This window comes from Sulfurimonas sp. (assembly GCF_023229025.1).
In the GTDB taxonomy this organism is placed as follows: Bacteria; Campylobacterota; Campylobacteria; order Campylobacterales; family Sulfurimonadaceae; genus Sulfurimonas.
Genome location: NZ_JALOAA010000007.1, coordinates 13,087 through 27,218, shown reverse-complemented (window position 1 = coordinate 27,218; position 14,132 = coordinate 13,087). Strand labels below are relative to the sequence as shown.

The following is a 14,132-nucleotide window of genomic DNA, read 5'->3' as shown; positions in this document are numbered from 1 at the left end:
ATATTGGAGCAGGTTAATAAAATGGATTTAAAAAAGATACAAGAGGCAGTTCTCTCGCATACACGCTATATTAAAGATATTTCAGTTGTCATGCATGATGGGTATCCATTTGCGATTGTCTATCCCGATTTTGATGCGCTAAAAGAGGCAAAAATCATAAATATAAAAGAGGAGATAAGGTGGTACGCTATTGAGCTTTATAATATGAAAGCTCCACAGCCGAAAAAGATAAAGGGCTTTAAAATTATAACTGATAAGCTTGCCAAATGTGCATCAAATGAGTTGCATGAGCCAGACGATGAGGTTTATAGAGTTTTAAAATCATACATAGAGTCTTTGACTAAAAAGAGAGTTTCTCTATCTTGCCATCTAGAACTTGATCTTGAACTTGACTCACTTAATTATGTAGAACTTTTTGTATTTATAGAAGAGAGTTTTGGAGTAAAGATGGATGAGGCGCTCTTCTCTGGCATGATGATATTTGAGTCTCTTTATATTTATGTAAAAGAGCACTGCTTATATGTAAAGCCTGTAATGCCTGATTGGGAAGAGCTTTTAAGAGAAGAGATTGATGAGAAGTTAATATACTCTCCGCTAATCATGTCTCTTTACAAGAGTATTCTCAATCCGCTCTTTAGGCTATACTTTCGTCTTGAGATAAGAGGAGTTGAGAATCTTGTATCTTCTCCATGTATTATTGCGCCGTCTCATCAAAGTATGCTTGATGGTTTTTTAATAGAGTCTGCTCTTCCTTATAAAATCTTAAAAAAAACCTTTTTTCTGGCATATAAGCAGGTTTTTGGGACTAAGCTACTAGAGCCGATATCTAAACATGGGCAGACTATTTTAATAGATGCAAATGAGAACTTAAAAGAGACAATGATTTACTGTGCGCTTCCTATAAAAAGTAAAAATAATTTAGTAATTTTTCCCGAGGGTGCAAGAACTCGTGATAGAAAACTTTTGGAGTTTAGACCATACTTCGCGATGCTCTCTAAAACATTTAGCGTGCCAATAATCCCCGTTGTAATTGACGGCAGCTATGAAGCTCTTGGAGCAGGAATGCTTTTTCCAAGACCTAGAAAGATAAAGGTAACATTCTTAAAACCTATAGAACCGCGTTCAATGGATTATAGTGAGATAATAATTAAGGTAAGAGAAGCCATAAGGAGTGAGCTAGAGACTTCTACATAAGTGCGTCATGTAGCTCTTTTTCTCCCTTTTTCTCATCTACAAAATATAGTAAAACTCCTCCAGCAATAAATAAAATAGAGATAGAAGCGATAGAGACTCTTGAGTTTTGGCTAAGAAGTGCTACAACAGCGATAAGAAGCGGTCCAAAAATTGCGGCAAATTTGCCTACGAAGTTATAAAAACCAAAAAACTCCGCCGCATACTCTTTTGGAATCATTCTTGAGTAGTAGGAGCGGCTAAGTGCTTGAATACCGCCTTGAACAAGGGCAATCATAACAGCAAGAATATAAAATTGATAGACCTCTTTCATGCTAACAGCCAATATGATTATAAGAAGATATATAAAAAGGGCAAGAAAAATCGCACCTTTTGTACTTAGATAGATTGATATATGTGTAAAGGCAAGTGTTGCGGGGAATCCGACAAACTGAACAAGCAAGAGAGCCAAAATAAGATTTGACGAGTCAAAGCCAAGCGCCATTCCATAATCAACCGCCATTCTTATAATAGTATCTACGCCGTCTATATAGAGCCAGTAAGCTACCAAAAAGAGGGAGAGATGTCTGAGTTGTCTGATTTTGGAAAAAGTTTTTTTTAGTCTTAAATACCCACCTTTTAGTTTTGTTGTTGTGCTAACGTGTCTGCTTTTCTCCTCTTTTACAAACAGAAGCAGAGGAGTTGAGAATAGCGCCCACCAGAGTGCTACACTAACAAACGATGCTTTTATAGCAGCAGCTTGATTCTCAAATCCAAAAAATGCAAAATCCTGGAACATCCATACGTTTATACTAAAGAGGACGCCTCCACCGAGATAACCGAGTGAAAAACCAAGTCCCGAGACAAAATCTACATTTTTTTTGGTTGAGACAGATTGTAAAAGTCCGTCATAAAATATGTTTGAGCCCATAAAGCCTATATTTCCAAGTATATATAAAAAAAGTGCCGCTTGCCACTCTCCTACTCCGACAAGCGAGAGCATAGCACTCATCAAGATGCCCAGATAAGCAAAGAGGAAAAGGTATCTTTTTTTAAGTGAATGAACATCCGCAATTGATCCAAGCAGCGGAGCGATTAGCACGATAATAAGGCTAGAAATTGAGCTTGCAAATCCAAGATGGGCGGTACTTGTGGTAGCTGCTACATCAGCGCTGTAGTAAGATTTAAAAAAGAGCGGGAAAAAACCTGCCATCACGGTAGTGGCATAGGCAGAGTTAGCCCAGTCGTAAAGTGCCCAAGAGTAGATAGTTCTCTTACTTGTTTGCATAAGCGCCTCTGTTTAGTTTTGCATCAATTTTACCACAAAAGCAGAGTTGGTATGAAATAAATGATAGAATAGTGTATGAAATTCTTGGAACTATTAAATCACACTTCTCTTGTTGCCGCTCATAGAGGTGCCCGCTTGGTTGCTCCTGAAAATACGTTAACGGCTCTTAAAGAGAGTATTGGCAGATGCGATTTTATTGAGATAGATGTACAGCTAAGCAGAGATGCTGTTGGGGTTGTCATGCATGACGATACGTTAAAGAGAACCACGGATGTAGCAAAAATTGCCGCTTTTAAAGATAAAGAGCCATATAGAGTTTGCAACTTTACTCTTGAAGAACTCTCTATGCTAGATTACGGAAGCTGGTTTTACAGAGATGATAACCATAAAGAGCCACTTCTTACTCTAAAGAGAGCGCTGGAGTTTATAAAAGCCAACGATATCTTTATGAATGTAGAGATTAAAGATATAAGTGACTGTTTTGAGGATATAATTGTTGTAGAGTCGATTGTAAAAGAGATACAAGATAGTGGAAGTCGGCAAAATATTTTACTCTCATCTTTTAGACATGAGTATATGAGAGCATTTAAAAAGAGACTTCCTGATGTGCCTACAGCTGCTTTGGTTGAGGGAAGAGGTGCTTTCAATCTCCTTGAGTACTTAAGAAAATTGAAAGTGGATGCTTACCATTTTGATGATAAATCAGTAGATGAAAAAACGGTTAAAATGCTAAGAGAAGCAGGGTTTTTTCTAGGTGTTTATACCGTTAATGACCCAAAACGCGCAAAGGAGCTCTTTGAGATGGGTGTAAATTATATATTTAGTGACTCTTTAGACAACAAGTTGCAGAGGTATGATATATGAATTATGAAGAGTTACAAAAGGCACTAGAAGTCTTAGATATTGTGACGCGTATAACACAATCCGAACTTAAAGAGAGGTACCTTGAGCTCTCTAGAATCTATCATCCGGATATGCCTGAGGGGAATGAAAAGAAGTTTAAAGAGATAAATGAAGCATATAAGCTAGTAGATGAGTATATGCAAAACTATAGATTCTCTTTTGACGAGGATGAGTTTTATACGCAAAACCCTTTTTCAAGAAAATCAAAAGATTGGTTTTATAACTTTTAAGGAGCAAGCATGATTGATGGATATTTTAAAGAGGCAAACAACAAAATGGTTGATTATCTTGTCGATGTCGGTGCACTTAAGTCAAGTAGGATTATAGAAGCTTTTAGAAATATAGATAGAGCAGATTTTGTATCAGATAGAGATTCTATTGATGTTTATGCAGATTATCCTCTTAGTATAGGTAATGGACAAACAATCTCTCAGCCAAGAACTGTAGCTATGATGCTTGAGATGCTCTTGCCAAATGAGGGAGATAGAATTTTAGATATAGGAAGCGGCTCAGGATGGACAACAGCGCTTTTAGCTTATATTGCAGGAGAGGGTGGCTCTGTTGTAGGAGTTGAGAGAGTTGGTGAGCTTGTGAAATTTGGAAGCGGCAACTTAAAGAAGTATAAATTTAAAAATGCTAAGATAGTAGAAGCTAAAGAGGAGTTAGGCGTAGTCGGAGAGAAGTTTGATCGTATTTTAGTCTCAGCGGCGGCGGATGAACTTCCGCTTGAGCTTATTAAGCAGTTAGAAGTCGGCGGAAAACTTGTTATTCCGATTCAAAATTCAGTTTTTGAAATTATAAAAAAAGCGGATGGAAGCTTTTATAGTAACGAGCATTACGGCTTCAGATTCGTTCCGCTGATTTATTGATAACTTATTGAGTCTGACACGAAAGTGCCAAGCCTCAGTTTCAATTTATGAAGTAAAATTAAGGAGCAAAAGATGTCACAAACAGCATGGCTTAGTAAAAAGCTCGATAGTGGTAAGATTTTGTGTCAGGCATGTGCGCATGCATGTAAGCTTGATGATGGTGAGTACGGTATATGCGGGGTTAGAAAAGTTGAAGATGGGGAGCTTAAACTCCTTGTTTACGGACTAGCAGCTGCAGTAAATATTGATCCGGTAGAGAAAAAACCGATGTTCCATTTTTTGCCAAAGAGCAGAGTATTTTCGGTAGGAACGGTTGGGTGCAATCTCTCATGTCAGTTTTGTCAAAACTTCGATATATCGCAATATCCAAAGGAGCATGGACATAAAATAGTCGGTCGTGAATTTCCTCCCCAAAAAATTGTTGAAGCGGCAGTTGAGAGCGATTGCAAGTCAATTGCATACACCTACAATGAGCCGATAGTCTTTTTTGAGTACACTTATGACACGGCAAAACTCGCCCATGCAAAAGGGATAAAAAATATCTATGTAACAAGCGGTTATGAGACAAGAAAAGCAATTGATCTACTTGAACCTTATATAGATGGAATGAATATCGACATCAAGAGTTTTTCAGATGAGTTTTACAAAGAGATTTGCGGTGCAAGACTAAAGCCCGTACTTGAAGCTGTAAAATATGCTCATGAGAAGGGAATTTGGATAGAGATAACAACGCTTCTCATTCCCGGCAAAAATGATTCTGATGAAGAGATACGAAGCATAGCAAAATTTATAGCAGAGCTTGATACGGCTATACCGTGGCATCTCTCGGCGTTTCATCCAACTTACAAGATGCTTGATGTCTCTCGCACTCCAGAATCAACTCTCCTTCGTGCTTATAAGATAGGTCAAGAGGAGGGGCTGAAATATCTTTATGTCGGTAATGTAGATAATGGAGATTTTGAATCTACATATTGTCCAAGCTGTAAAAACAGGGTAATTAATAGAAGCGGAAATATTGGACAGTTTGTAACAAATGAACTTGATGAAAACGGTAAGTGCCCATATTGTAGCTACATGTTAGAGGGAGTGTGGCACTAAAGTACTCTTTTTAGTTTGGTTAACTCTTATTGGTTATGATTGAGTAGTGTTAAGTGTTATTTTGAACTTGTAAAGGGTTGAAATATGGTACGTTTATTTTTTTTATTTCTATTAACTCTTTTACCGCTTTTTGCAACTAGCTCTCTTGTAGTAAAACTAGAGATAAAAGGTGCAATAGGACCGGCTAGTAGTGAGTATCTAAAAGATAGCATGGTTTTTGCAAAAGAAAAAAGTGCCGACATGATTTTAATAGAGCTAGATACTCCCGGTGGTCTCTCTTCATCTATGCGTCAAATGATTCAAGATATTACAAATAGCCCCATACCCGTTATCACTTATGTCTCTCCAAAAGGTGCTAGAGCTGCAAGTGCCGGTACATATCTTCTTTATGCTTCTCATGTTGCGGCTATGTCGCCTGCTACTAACTTGGGAGCTGCAACTCCGGTTAACTTAATGCCTACGCAAAAGCCAAATGATTTAAATAGTAGTTCCACCTCAACGCTTGAGAAAAAAGCAATAAATGACTCCTTGGCATATATTAAAAGTTTAGCGCAGCTAAATGATAGAAATATCTCATGGGCACTCTCGGCGGTAGAGGAGTCAGAAAGTCTATCTGCAAATGATGCTCTAAAGTATGGTGTTATTGATTTAATTGCCCAAGATACAAATGAGTTACTAGATAAACTTGATGGCAGAGTGCTAATTATCTCGGGCAAAAGCATAGTTCTTAGGAGTAAAGGTGCTCTGATAGAAAATTTTGAAGCTAATTGGAAAATCAAGTTCTTATCTACTGTGACAAACCCAAATATTGCCTATATTCTTATACTTATAGCAATATACGGTATATTTTTTGAGTTGATGAATCCCGGTTCTATTTTTCCTGGAGTCGTAGGGGCTATTTCGGGTGTAATCGCACTATATGCACTAAATATGATACCTTTTAACTATGCAGGATTGTTGCTTATACTATTAGGGATATCCTTTATGATAGCAGAGGTTTTTGTTGCTGGCTTTGGTGTGCTTGGTATTGGAGGAGTTATCGCTTTTACATTTGGTTCACTTCTGCTTTTTGATGCAGATACGCTTGGACATACTATCTCAATACCGCTAGTTATAGCTTTTGCAATATCAAGCCTTGCTTTTTTTATATTTATAATAAAACTTTTTTTAAGCTCAAGAAAAGTTAAATTAGTAAGCGGTGCAGAGGATATGATTGGCGCAGAAGTTGAGGTAATAAAATCTAATGAAAGAGGTTATACAGTACGTTATCAAGGAGAGATATGGAGTGCCGTGAGTAAAAATAAACTAACTGTTGGTCAGAGAGTTAAGATTGTAGAACTTAATGGACTTGTTTTAAGTGTCAAACCAGTAAAGGAGTAAGTAATGTTTTTTGATTTTAATATAGCAATAATATATGTGCTATTTTTTGTAGTTGCTTTTTTAGCAGTTGCTATTCGTATTTTGCGTGAATATCAAAGAGGTGTAATCTTTACACTTGGGCGTTTTACGGGCATAAAAGGACCGGGACTTATTATTTTAGTTCCGTTTATTCAGCAGATGGTTAGAGTAGATTTACGGACAATTGTTCTGGATGTTCCTTCTCAAGATGTTATCTCCCAAGATAATGTCTCAGTGCATGTAAACGCAGTTGTGTATTATCGTGTCATTGATCCGCAAAAAGCAATCATTCAGGTCGAGGATTTTAATATGGCTACAAGCCAGTTAGCACAAACTACTCTTCGCTCTGTTTTGGGTGGACATGAGCTTGATGAGATGCTAGCTGAGAGAGAACGCCTTAACCACGATATACAGGAGATTTTAGATAAACAGACCGATGCGTGGGGGATTAAAATCTCCAATGTCGAGATTAAACATATTGACCTTGATGAGAGTATGGTTCGTGCAATTGCAAAGCAGGCAGAAGCAGAGCGTGAGCGTCGTGCAAAAGTCATCAATGCAAAAGGAGAGGTTGAAGCGAGCGAGAATCTTCTTGAAGCTGCAAATAAACTTAGTCAAAATGATTTGGGAATACAGCTTCGTTATCTCCAGACTATGAGTGATATTTCAAGCGATAAGACAAACACTATAGTTTTTCCGTTTCCTACAGACTTTAGTAGGTTTTTTAGAAGCAGTATAAAGGAGTAGCTAGCTTTAGCTGCTCCTTTAGTGGTTTATTTTTCTATTTAGAGTTTTTTCAACAGAAACAATCTTGGTTTTTAGTCTATTTTTTGTATTTTTTCTAATGTCAAACTTCAAAGATGAGTAGACTCTATCACACTCTTGGAGTTGTTCATACGCTAACTCAATGATAGCAAGAGCTTCTTTCATGCTCTGTGTTTCAATTACGGTTCCCATAGGAGTTAGCTGATATGCCACGCCTGATTTGTCTATTGCGTCTATAACTTTTGCGACTTGCTTAGAAACTGATGAGCCGTATCTGCACTCATCTGATGTGGGGAACATGCTAAACTCTAATAATACGCTTGTCAAGGGGGTCTCCTTTGTTGGATTTTTTAATTATATCAAACAATGGTAAAATATATATTTCTTTAATTATTTAGTAGCAAAGGGCTTGATATGGATAAAAAAAAATCATTAGAAATTGAGATTTTTGATAACATAGATAAGGAGTTTGAAGAGGAGTTTTATAACTATTCAGAAACTCTGGAGTATGCAAAAGGCACATCTCCCTTTCTAAGCAATGATTTGTTGAAATATTTTTATATAGTCCTAGACGGGAAGATAAAAACATATCAGATAAATTTTGAGAACTCTAAAGAACAAACCCTTTTTATTTATCAAAGAGGGGATATGTTTGATATCGTATCTCTTCTAGATAAAGAGCCGCATGAGGTTATATATGAAGTTTTACAAGATTGCATAGTTTTACGACTGCCAATAGAAAAAGTTAGATTTTGGGTCAACGGTAGTACATCTTTTAAGAATTTTTTTTTCCCGTATGTAGCTTCTAAAATAAGATATACTGAGAATTTGGCTACAGAGCTCTCTTTATATAGCGTAAAGGAGAGATTAATGCATCTGCTTGTCGAGAGTATTAATCCAAATAGCCATTTTAAGTATAAACTACTAAACAACCTATCAAACGGCGAGATATCTAAACTGCTTGGAACTGTTAGGCATGTAATCGAGAGAGCAATCAAAGAGTTAAAACAGGAAAAAGTAATAAAAACAAGCAGAAAAAACATAACAGTTATAAATGTTGAAAAACTTCTTGAAAAAACAACTAAAATGCTACATAAGTAGCATAACTTATTTTTTAAATGGTATATAATATCTCTAACTTAAACGAAAGAGTTTGAGTAAATATATTATTTATCAAGGAGATAGCAATGTTGATTTCAAGATATTTAACTCCCACAGAGTCATATAAAAGAAGAGTAGGAGTTGACTTTTTTAATGATTTTTTAAACTCCCTAGAAGATGTGAGCAAGAGTGACGCTTTGGCTGACTTTAAACCTTCGGTAAATACAAGAGAAGGCAAAGAGGCTTATCATGTAGATGTTGATTTACCGGGTGTTAAAAAAGAGGATATAGATATAAGCGTTGAAGATAATACTCTTTGTATATCCGGAAAAAGAGAGACAAAAGAAGAGGTTAAAGAGGAGGATTATTACAGAGTAGAGAGTAGCTACGGTAAGTTTCAAAGAAGCTTTACTCTTCCTGAGAATATAGATGCAGAAAACATAAGAGCAGCTTGTGAAGATGGTGTACTTGAAGTTATAATCCCAAAACTTAAAGTTATAAAAAACTCTGCTAAAAAAATAGAGATTAAGTAATAGGAGCAAATTATGGATATTGTAAAAAGTTCAAAAAAGCTTATGAATAAAGTTGAAGAGAAGGTTGAAAAAGGGATGGATGTCGTAAAAGATACATTTGACAATGTGGCTAGACATCTACCTTTTGCTAACTTGGCAAAGCACTCAGATGATACTTTTAGCATAGAGGTTGATTTACCGGGTGTTAAAAAAGAGGATATTGACATAAAAGTAGAAGATGGATACTTGACTATAAGTGCGCAAAGAAAATATAAAAACGAAGTAAAAGAGGATGATTATTACCTTTGTGAGTCAAGTTTCGGAATGTTCTCTAGAAGCTTTGCAGTATCTGAGAATATAAACAAAGATAACATAGATGCAAAGTATGAAAACGGTAGGTTATATATAACCCTTGAAAAAGCAGAGTCTAAAAAAGCGAAAAAAATCGATATAAAATAGTGTTGAAAATTCCGCCTCAATCTAATAAAATAATATTAAGATTGGCAGCGGGATTTTATACTTTTTACTTCAATAAAGAGATGATTTTATCTAAAATATTCTTATCATCAAAATCTCTTCCGCCTATGGCTTTATAAACAATATCTCCTTTTTTATCTACTACAAATGTGCTTGGCAGTCCAATTGCTCCCCACTTTTGCATAGTTTTTGAATCTTTATCATAGAGAACATTAAAGGTTAGGGGTGGTTCTACGTCGTTCATAAATGAGAGCACAGGATCTTCATCTTCCCCGACATTTACAGCTAAGACAACTACGCCTTTGTCCTTTAAACCTGAGTATAATCTCTCAAGTGAACCCATCTCTTTTCTGCAAGGCGGACACCAAGTCGCCCAAAAGTTTACTATGACAACTTTACCTTTTAAATCTTCTATATTTATAATCTCTTCTTCTGTATCTTCTAGTTTTAAACTTGGAGCAACTTTTGATGGAGAGACTTCCGTAAAGTGTTTTGTTAATCCTGCTTGATTAGCTTTTAAGTTTAATGCACCCAATAAAGCTAAAATTATTAGTGATTTATATATATTATTTAACACAATTAATTCCTTCTATTGTAAGTTCATGATGTTTACCTTTTACATCCCAAACTACCGTTATATCAAAGCTGCTTCCTAATGGTAAATCTACAGACAACATCCCTTGATTCCAATCACCTTTTGGCTCATACACCTGCTCCTCCGGCATTTGGGCTAATCTAAAAGCTATCCATGCAGATGGATTTGCTTTAGTTGCTTCTAGCCAATAATCATTTGTTCTTATAGGGTATGAAATGCCATCTTTTGTAGCAAACCAATTTTTGCGAAGATAATGAATAGTATCTATTTCATTGTTATTTTTTAAAGTAGTTGTATAGACACAAGTCTCAGAGTAAGGTTCAATCTCTTCTAAACTAAATCCCCTAGCAATATAAAAGGCACCAACAGCAGTCGCATTTATCTGATTTATCGTAAATGTAACGCCATCTTTTGTTTTTTGCTCGGCAAAACTAACTGTTGAGATACCTACAATGGCGAAAAATATTAATAATACTGTCTTATTCAAAATGTAAGTACCTTATCACTTTTAATTACCCACTCAGCTAAAATTTGCATAGTTGAAGAGATATTCTCATCAAAGTAAGGCTCATTTTTAAAAATACCACATCGCGCATTGCATGTACCGCATGCTTGAAGCTTAACACCATCAGCATACATTTTTTTTAGCATATCGACTAAGTCATAATCATAACTCTGCGGCTTCATGCTCTTATCTCTTGCCAAATCGACTGCATCATTCATCAAAAATATATTAACATCTTCTCCATTTTTATGAAGCGTATCTGCCAAACGCAAGGCATTCCAAGTAATATCACTCCCATCATAGGGCTGATAGTTTAATACTATAGTAACCATTTTATTTTCTCCTAATTATTTTTGTGGGCATACTCATGGATGTTTGAGAATTTTAAATAGCTTTTATGCTTCCACATTTTAGTACTAAATCTATCTATACCATTTTTAGCCAAACAGGTACAGGATTACTAATCATATCTAAAACAGGAGATGTTTTCTTGACATATTCAAATAATTTTTCTAGCTCCTCTTTGGAAGCATCCGCATCTACAATGCAAGTTACTGAGATATTTTCATAGCCTGCTCTATTTGCATCTGAGAGTCCAAGAAAGGCTTCTAGATTAATGTCGCCTTCTAGATTAAATTGTAAAGATTTAATAGTTATATTTTGAGCCGAAGCATTATAAACAAACCCTGTACATAAGCAAGAAGCCAGAGCATGCAGCAAGGCTTCTACCGCATTTGCTCCATTGTCTGAACCAAGTAAAATAGCCGGTTCATCTCCCTCTATGATTAATGCTTTTTTGCGGGAGGTGTTTTCTGTTTTAGCTCCATAAAAATCTTTGATTTTAGTTTGACAATGACCACCGCTAATCCAATTTGTCTGAGAACGAAATTGAAATTTTGCTATTTCAGGATCTTCTTTAATTGCCTCAATTGTTCCTATTAAGTTCTCAACATTGACCCCATTTTTTATATTTGCTTTAGCGCTCATGCTACTTCCTTTTTTAAATTTGCCTTATAGAAAACAGATTTTGATTCAAAACGTTAAGTGAAGGTTAACGTTAATTTTAATCTAACTAGGCTTAAATGAAAATAAATAGGATTGTATGTTTTATCTTGAACTATGACAATGGGTATTAAACTGAACTTTACAAAACGATAGGGTATAATTTGTAGTACTAAAAAAAGATTTAAAGAGGTAATAATGGAGTATAAAATGTCTGAATTAGTTGCAAAAACAGATGTGCCAAAATCAACTATTCTCTATTATATTCGAGAGGGTTTACTTCCTCAAGCAAAAAAGATTAAATCAAATGTGCACCGTTATAGTGATGAACATATTGAGCTTATAAAATATATTCAGTATATGCAAAAACAACTAGGGCGCTCAATCGAGCAGATACGCTACTCTATACAAAATAGAAATAAATCTTTTTCTAGCTCATTTCAAATGTTAGAGCCGCTAATGAATACTTTAAGCGGGCTGCCCTCATACGTAGAATATTTTACTAAAGAACAATTTATAAAAAAATTTGATTTAGACAAAGACTTAGTAGAAAAACTCCTAAAAGACTCTATTTTAGTACCAACCTCAAGTGATTCTTTTACAGAAAAAGAGTTCTCTATTGTAGAGTTAGTTATGAATTATCAAAAAGTTGGTGTTAGTTATGAAATCTTAAAATCTTATGCCTTACATGCAAACAAACTAAGTAAACTTGATCATCTTATAAAACTTCAACTATGTGAAGCAAGAACTGATGAAAACTTCTCAAGTGTTTGGAATATAATGTTTGAGACTTTTTTTAATGCAAAAGAGTATATTTTTAAAAGACACACTTATAAACTACTTCTTAATGACTTGAAAAATGAGGTATTGGAATCTAAAGAAGCAGAAAAACCGATGTAAAATAGCATCTTGTTAGCTTCTTGCCGTAAGGCAAGAAACTTTAAAACATATTTACTACACCATAATCAAGCATCTCTTCAAACTGTTCAGGAGTAAGAACGGCTTTTACTTTTTCAATGCAGCCTAGATGTAATTTTGTCAGCTCAGCTCTTAGCTTTGCTATTTCATCGACAGCAGGATATAGCGCTGTTACATTTTGACTCTTATGCTCAAAAGAGACTTTTTGCATTAAATCAAGTTCAAGTTTTTTAATAACAAGAGCTTTTTTTGCAGCCTCTGCCATCAACTCGGTTTTTATTTTAAGTATGGCGTCAATTTGTTCTTGTGATAACTCCAAGTTAGAGCTAGATGGGTCATAAAGCGTCATTCCAACTAGGTAAGGAAGGTTTTTTGGTATTAAAAAGTAGTCTTTTGGAAAATTCTCTTTTCCTACAAACGCCCCTGCAGGACCAGCTATTTTCTCCATTTTAACTACGTCTTGTATAGGAGCAGGAAGATTTGGCTCTGCTACTGCTGACACGCTTAGCATTAAAGAAAGTAATGCAACTTTTGTTACTGTTTTCATATATGTTCCCCTTTAGATGTGGTGCCTTCATTATACAGCCCTATATCCAATGAAAACTAAATAGTTTAAAATTATCGGCTTAGTTCAATCGCTTTTTTTACACAAGAGTCTAAAGATGTAGTCTCAGAGACATAGGGAATTATATTGGGTGGAAAATATTTTTTTGTAGTGTGCCCGATTGAGACCGCTTTATAGCTCTCATCCCATAGTGCATTTTTTAAAAAACACTCTATGGTAGAGGGGGAGGAGAAGATAATTACGGAGTTTTTTGGAAGTTTTATCTTTTTTTTAATATCTACACAGACTGTTTGATAAACAATTGCCTCATCACAGAGTACGCCGCTTGTATTAAGCGTATTTACTAGATTTGAAACAACTTTTGAACCTCTTATGTAGAGTACTTTTTTATTTTTCAAAAGAGGAACTAACTCATCTGCAAACTCGTTTCCATGTTTTTCTTTGCTTACAAATTTTATTTTTGCACCTAAGTTGCTTGCAACCTTAGCAGTTTGAGGAGCAATAGCATAAATGGGTTTTGTTTTCCACGACTTATTGTATGAGTTTAGAGACAAAATAGCATTTTTAGAGGTAAAGATAATAGCATCATATTTTGAAAAGTTGATTTCAGTTTTTATAGTTTCAATCTTAATAACAGGGAGGTTTTTCGCCCATTTTACTTTTTTATCATTTAGTACATATATATTTAAAGTGCTATTTCGTATGTTTTCAACAAAAGAGCTAATGTACCTTTTAATTTTTGAAAAAACATTATCTTTTGCATTTAGTACAAGTGATTTTTTCTCATCCACAAAAAAATTTATATTATGTTTACTTAACAAGTATGTTATTTTGATAAGTTCTTCAAATATGTGATCATTTGAATAGGTTCTATCGAGTATAAAAGAGTTACTGCTCTTTTCATACTCATAATAGATAAGATTTAAAGGCTCAATAAGTTTTTCTATGTTTTTCATGGTAGAGATA

General features: G+C 35.2%; 19 protein-coding genes. 11 read left to right on the top strand and 8 right to left on the bottom strand.

The genetic code is table 11. From position 1 onward, the window contains the following. Positions 1–21 precede the first annotated feature (21 nt). Positions 22–1,194, top strand: a complete 1,173-nt coding sequence (locus M0Q20_RS02940) for a 1-acyl-sn-glycerol-3-phosphate acyltransferase (protein WP_295058666.1) — start codon at positions 22–24, stop codon at positions 1,192–1,194. On the opposite strand, the gene M0Q20_RS02935 is transcribed toward M0Q20_RS02940, so the two are convergent. Next, positions 1,187–2,458: an MFS transporter gene (locus M0Q20_RS02935; RefSeq protein ID WP_295058665.1), complete on the bottom strand. Its 1,272-nt coding sequence runs from the start codon at positions 2,456–2,458 to the stop codon at positions 1,187–1,189. The genes M0Q20_RS02940 and M0Q20_RS02935 overlap by 8 nt on opposite strands. Before the next feature lie 75 nt (positions 2,459–2,533). Here M0Q20_RS02935 and M0Q20_RS02930 point away from each other — a divergent pair, with 75 nt between their 5' ends. The 6 genes from M0Q20_RS02930 to M0Q20_RS02905 all read left to right on the top strand — a co-directional run bounded on the left by M0Q20_RS02930 (position 2,534) and on the right by M0Q20_RS02905 (position 7,473). Then, positions 2,534–3,322, top strand: coding sequence for a glycerophosphodiester phosphodiesterase family protein (locus M0Q20_RS02930; protein WP_295058664.1), 789 nt, complete (start codon positions 2,534–2,536; stop codon positions 3,320–3,322). Then, positions 3,319–3,591: a DnaJ domain-containing protein gene (locus M0Q20_RS02925; protein ID WP_295058663.1), complete on the top strand. Its 273-nt coding sequence runs from the start codon at positions 3,319–3,321 to the stop codon at positions 3,589–3,591. Before M0Q20_RS02930 ends, M0Q20_RS02925 begins: the two co-directional genes overlap by 4 nt. A gap of 9 nt (positions 3,592–3,600) precedes the next feature. Next, complete coding sequence (locus tag M0Q20_RS02920; protein ID WP_295058662.1) at positions 3,601–4,230, top strand: methyltransferase domain-containing protein; 630 nt, start codon at positions 3,601–3,603, stop codon at positions 4,228–4,230. 72 nt (positions 4,231–4,302) lie between these two features. Further along, positions 4,303–5,328, top strand: a complete 1,026-nt coding sequence (amrS, locus tag M0Q20_RS02915) for an AmmeMemoRadiSam system radical SAM enzyme (protein WP_295058661.1) — start codon at positions 4,303–4,305, stop codon at positions 5,326–5,328. Positions 5,329–5,412: 84 nt separating this feature from the next. Beyond that, a complete protein-coding gene (locus tag M0Q20_RS02910) occupies positions 5,413–6,708 on the top strand; it encodes a nodulation protein NfeD (RefSeq protein WP_295058660.1) in 1,296 nt (431 codons plus the stop codon). Between the two features lie 3 nt (positions 6,709–6,711). Then, positions 6,712–7,473 carry a slipin family protein gene (locus tag M0Q20_RS02905; protein ID WP_295058659.1) on the top strand — a complete coding sequence of 254 codons (762 nt, stop codon included), beginning with the start codon at positions 6,712–6,714 and terminating at the stop codon, positions 7,471–7,473. Between the two features lie 18 nt (positions 7,474–7,491). On the opposite strand, the gene M0Q20_RS02900 is transcribed toward M0Q20_RS02905, so the two are convergent. Continuing rightward, on the bottom strand, positions 7,492–7,791 hold the full coding sequence (locus tag M0Q20_RS02900; protein WP_295058702.1) for an MTH1187 family thiamine-binding protein: 300 nt from the start codon (positions 7,789–7,791) through the stop codon (positions 7,492–7,494). A 114-nt stretch (positions 7,792–7,905) separates the two neighbouring features. Here M0Q20_RS02900 and M0Q20_RS02895 point away from each other — a divergent pair, with 114 nt between their 5' ends. The 3 genes from M0Q20_RS02895 (at position 7,906) to M0Q20_RS02885 (ending at position 9,563) form a co-directional block, all read left to right on the top strand. After that, positions 7,906–8,592 (top strand): Crp/Fnr family transcriptional regulator, encoded by a 687-nt coding sequence (locus M0Q20_RS02895; protein WP_295058658.1) that lies wholly within the window; start codon positions 7,906–7,908, stop codon positions 8,590–8,592. Between the two features lie 86 nt (positions 8,593–8,678). Beyond that, positions 8,679–9,125: an Hsp20/alpha crystallin family protein gene (locus M0Q20_RS02890; protein ID WP_295058657.1), complete on the top strand. Its 447-nt coding sequence runs from the start codon at positions 8,679–8,681 to the stop codon at positions 9,123–9,125. Positions 9,126–9,137: 12 nt separating this feature from the next. Then, positions 9,138–9,563 carry an Hsp20/alpha crystallin family protein gene (locus M0Q20_RS02885; RefSeq protein ID WP_295058656.1) on the top strand — a complete coding sequence of 142 codons (426 nt, stop codon included), beginning with the start codon at positions 9,138–9,140 and terminating at the stop codon, positions 9,561–9,563. 64 nt (positions 9,564–9,627) lie between these two features. Here the strand turns inward: M0Q20_RS02885 and M0Q20_RS02880 are convergent, their stop codons facing one another. The 4 genes from M0Q20_RS02880 to M0Q20_RS02865 form a co-directional block, all read right to left on the bottom strand. Further along, complete coding sequence (locus M0Q20_RS02880; protein WP_295058655.1) at positions 9,628–10,158, bottom strand: TlpA disulfide reductase family protein; 531 nt, start codon at positions 10,156–10,158, stop codon at positions 9,628–9,630. Continuing rightward, complete coding sequence (locus M0Q20_RS02875; protein ID WP_295058654.1) at positions 10,148–10,663, bottom strand: hypothetical protein; 516 nt, start codon at positions 10,661–10,663, stop codon at positions 10,148–10,150. The genes M0Q20_RS02880 and M0Q20_RS02875 overlap by 11 nt, the downstream gene beginning before the upstream one ends. Further along, positions 10,660–11,013, bottom strand: coding sequence for a DsrE family protein (locus M0Q20_RS02870; RefSeq protein ID WP_295058653.1), 354 nt, complete (start codon positions 11,011–11,013; stop codon positions 10,660–10,662). The genes M0Q20_RS02875 and M0Q20_RS02870 overlap by 4 nt, the downstream gene beginning before the upstream one ends. A gap of 94 nt (positions 11,014–11,107) precedes the next feature. After that, on the bottom strand, positions 11,108–11,668 hold the full coding sequence (locus tag M0Q20_RS02865; RefSeq protein WP_295058652.1) for an OsmC family protein: 561 nt from the start codon (positions 11,666–11,668) through the stop codon (positions 11,108–11,110). Positions 11,669–11,893: 225 nt separating this feature from the next. Between M0Q20_RS02865 and M0Q20_RS02860 the strand changes: the two genes are divergently transcribed. After that, entirely contained in the window at positions 11,894–12,583 is a 690-nt protein-coding gene (locus tag M0Q20_RS02860; protein WP_295058651.1) for a MerR family transcriptional regulator, read from the top strand. A 40-nt stretch (positions 12,584–12,623) separates the two neighbouring features. Here the strand turns inward: M0Q20_RS02860 and M0Q20_RS02855 are convergent, their stop codons facing one another. Together M0Q20_RS02855 and M0Q20_RS02850 are read right to left on the bottom strand one after the other, a co-directional pair. Further along, positions 12,624–13,148 carry a hypothetical protein gene (locus M0Q20_RS02855; protein ID WP_295058650.1) on the bottom strand — a complete coding sequence of 175 codons (525 nt, stop codon included), beginning with the start codon at positions 13,146–13,148 and terminating at the stop codon, positions 12,624–12,626. A 71-nt stretch (positions 13,149–13,219) separates the two neighbouring features. Beyond that, positions 13,220–14,122: a uroporphyrinogen-III synthase gene (locus M0Q20_RS02850; RefSeq protein ID WP_295058649.1), complete on the bottom strand. Its 903-nt coding sequence runs from the start codon at positions 14,120–14,122 to the stop codon at positions 13,220–13,222. Positions 14,123–14,132 lie beyond the last annotated feature (10 nt).

Coding starts and splice junctions, on each gene's coding strand:
- M0Q20_RS02940 (WP_295058666.1), top strand. CDS start 22: ATGGATTTAAAAAAGATACAAGAGGCAGTTCTCTCGCATACACGCTAT.
- M0Q20_RS02935 (WP_295058665.1), bottom strand. CDS start 2,458: ATGCAAACAAGTAAGAGAACTATCTACTCTTGGGCACTTTACGACTGG.
- M0Q20_RS02930 (WP_295058664.1), top strand. CDS start 2,534: ATGAAATTCTTGGAACTATTAAATCACACTTCTCTTGTTGCCGCTCAT.
- M0Q20_RS02925 (WP_295058663.1), top strand. CDS start 3,319: ATGAATTATGAAGAGTTACAAAAGGCACTAGAAGTCTTAGATATTGTG.
- M0Q20_RS02920 (WP_295058662.1), top strand. CDS start 3,601: ATGATTGATGGATATTTTAAAGAGGCAAACAACAAAATGGTTGATTAT.
- amrS (WP_295058661.1), top strand. CDS start 4,303: ATGTCACAAACAGCATGGCTTAGTAAAAAGCTCGATAGTGGTAAGATT.
- M0Q20_RS02910 (WP_295058660.1), top strand. CDS start 5,413: ATGGTACGTTTATTTTTTTTATTTCTATTAACTCTTTTACCGCTTTTT.
- M0Q20_RS02905 (WP_295058659.1), top strand. CDS start 6,712: ATGTTTTTTGATTTTAATATAGCAATAATATATGTGCTATTTTTTGTA.
- M0Q20_RS02900 (WP_295058702.1), bottom strand. CDS start 7,791: ATGTTCCCCACATCAGATGAGTGCAGATACGGCTCATCAGTTTCTAAG.
- M0Q20_RS02895 (WP_295058658.1), top strand. CDS start 7,906: ATGGATAAAAAAAAATCATTAGAAATTGAGATTTTTGATAACATAGAT.
- M0Q20_RS02890 (WP_295058657.1), top strand. CDS start 8,679: ATGTTGATTTCAAGATATTTAACTCCCACAGAGTCATATAAAAGAAGA.
- M0Q20_RS02885 (WP_295058656.1), top strand. CDS start 9,138: ATGGATATTGTAAAAAGTTCAAAAAAGCTTATGAATAAAGTTGAAGAG.
- M0Q20_RS02870 (WP_295058653.1), bottom strand. CDS start 11,013: ATGGTTACTATAGTATTAAACTATCAGCCCTATGATGGGAGTGATATT.
- M0Q20_RS02865 (WP_295058652.1), bottom strand. CDS start 11,668: ATGAGCGCTAAAGCAAATATAAAAAATGGGGTCAATGTTGAGAACTTA.
- M0Q20_RS02860 (WP_295058651.1), top strand. CDS start 11,894: ATGTCTGAATTAGTTGCAAAAACAGATGTGCCAAAATCAACTATTCTC.
- M0Q20_RS02855 (WP_295058650.1), bottom strand. CDS start 13,148: ATGAAAACAGTAACAAAAGTTGCATTACTTTCTTTAATGCTAAGCGTG.
- M0Q20_RS02850 (WP_295058649.1), bottom strand. CDS start 14,122: ATGAAAAACATAGAAAAACTTATTGAGCCTTTAAATCTTATCTATTAT.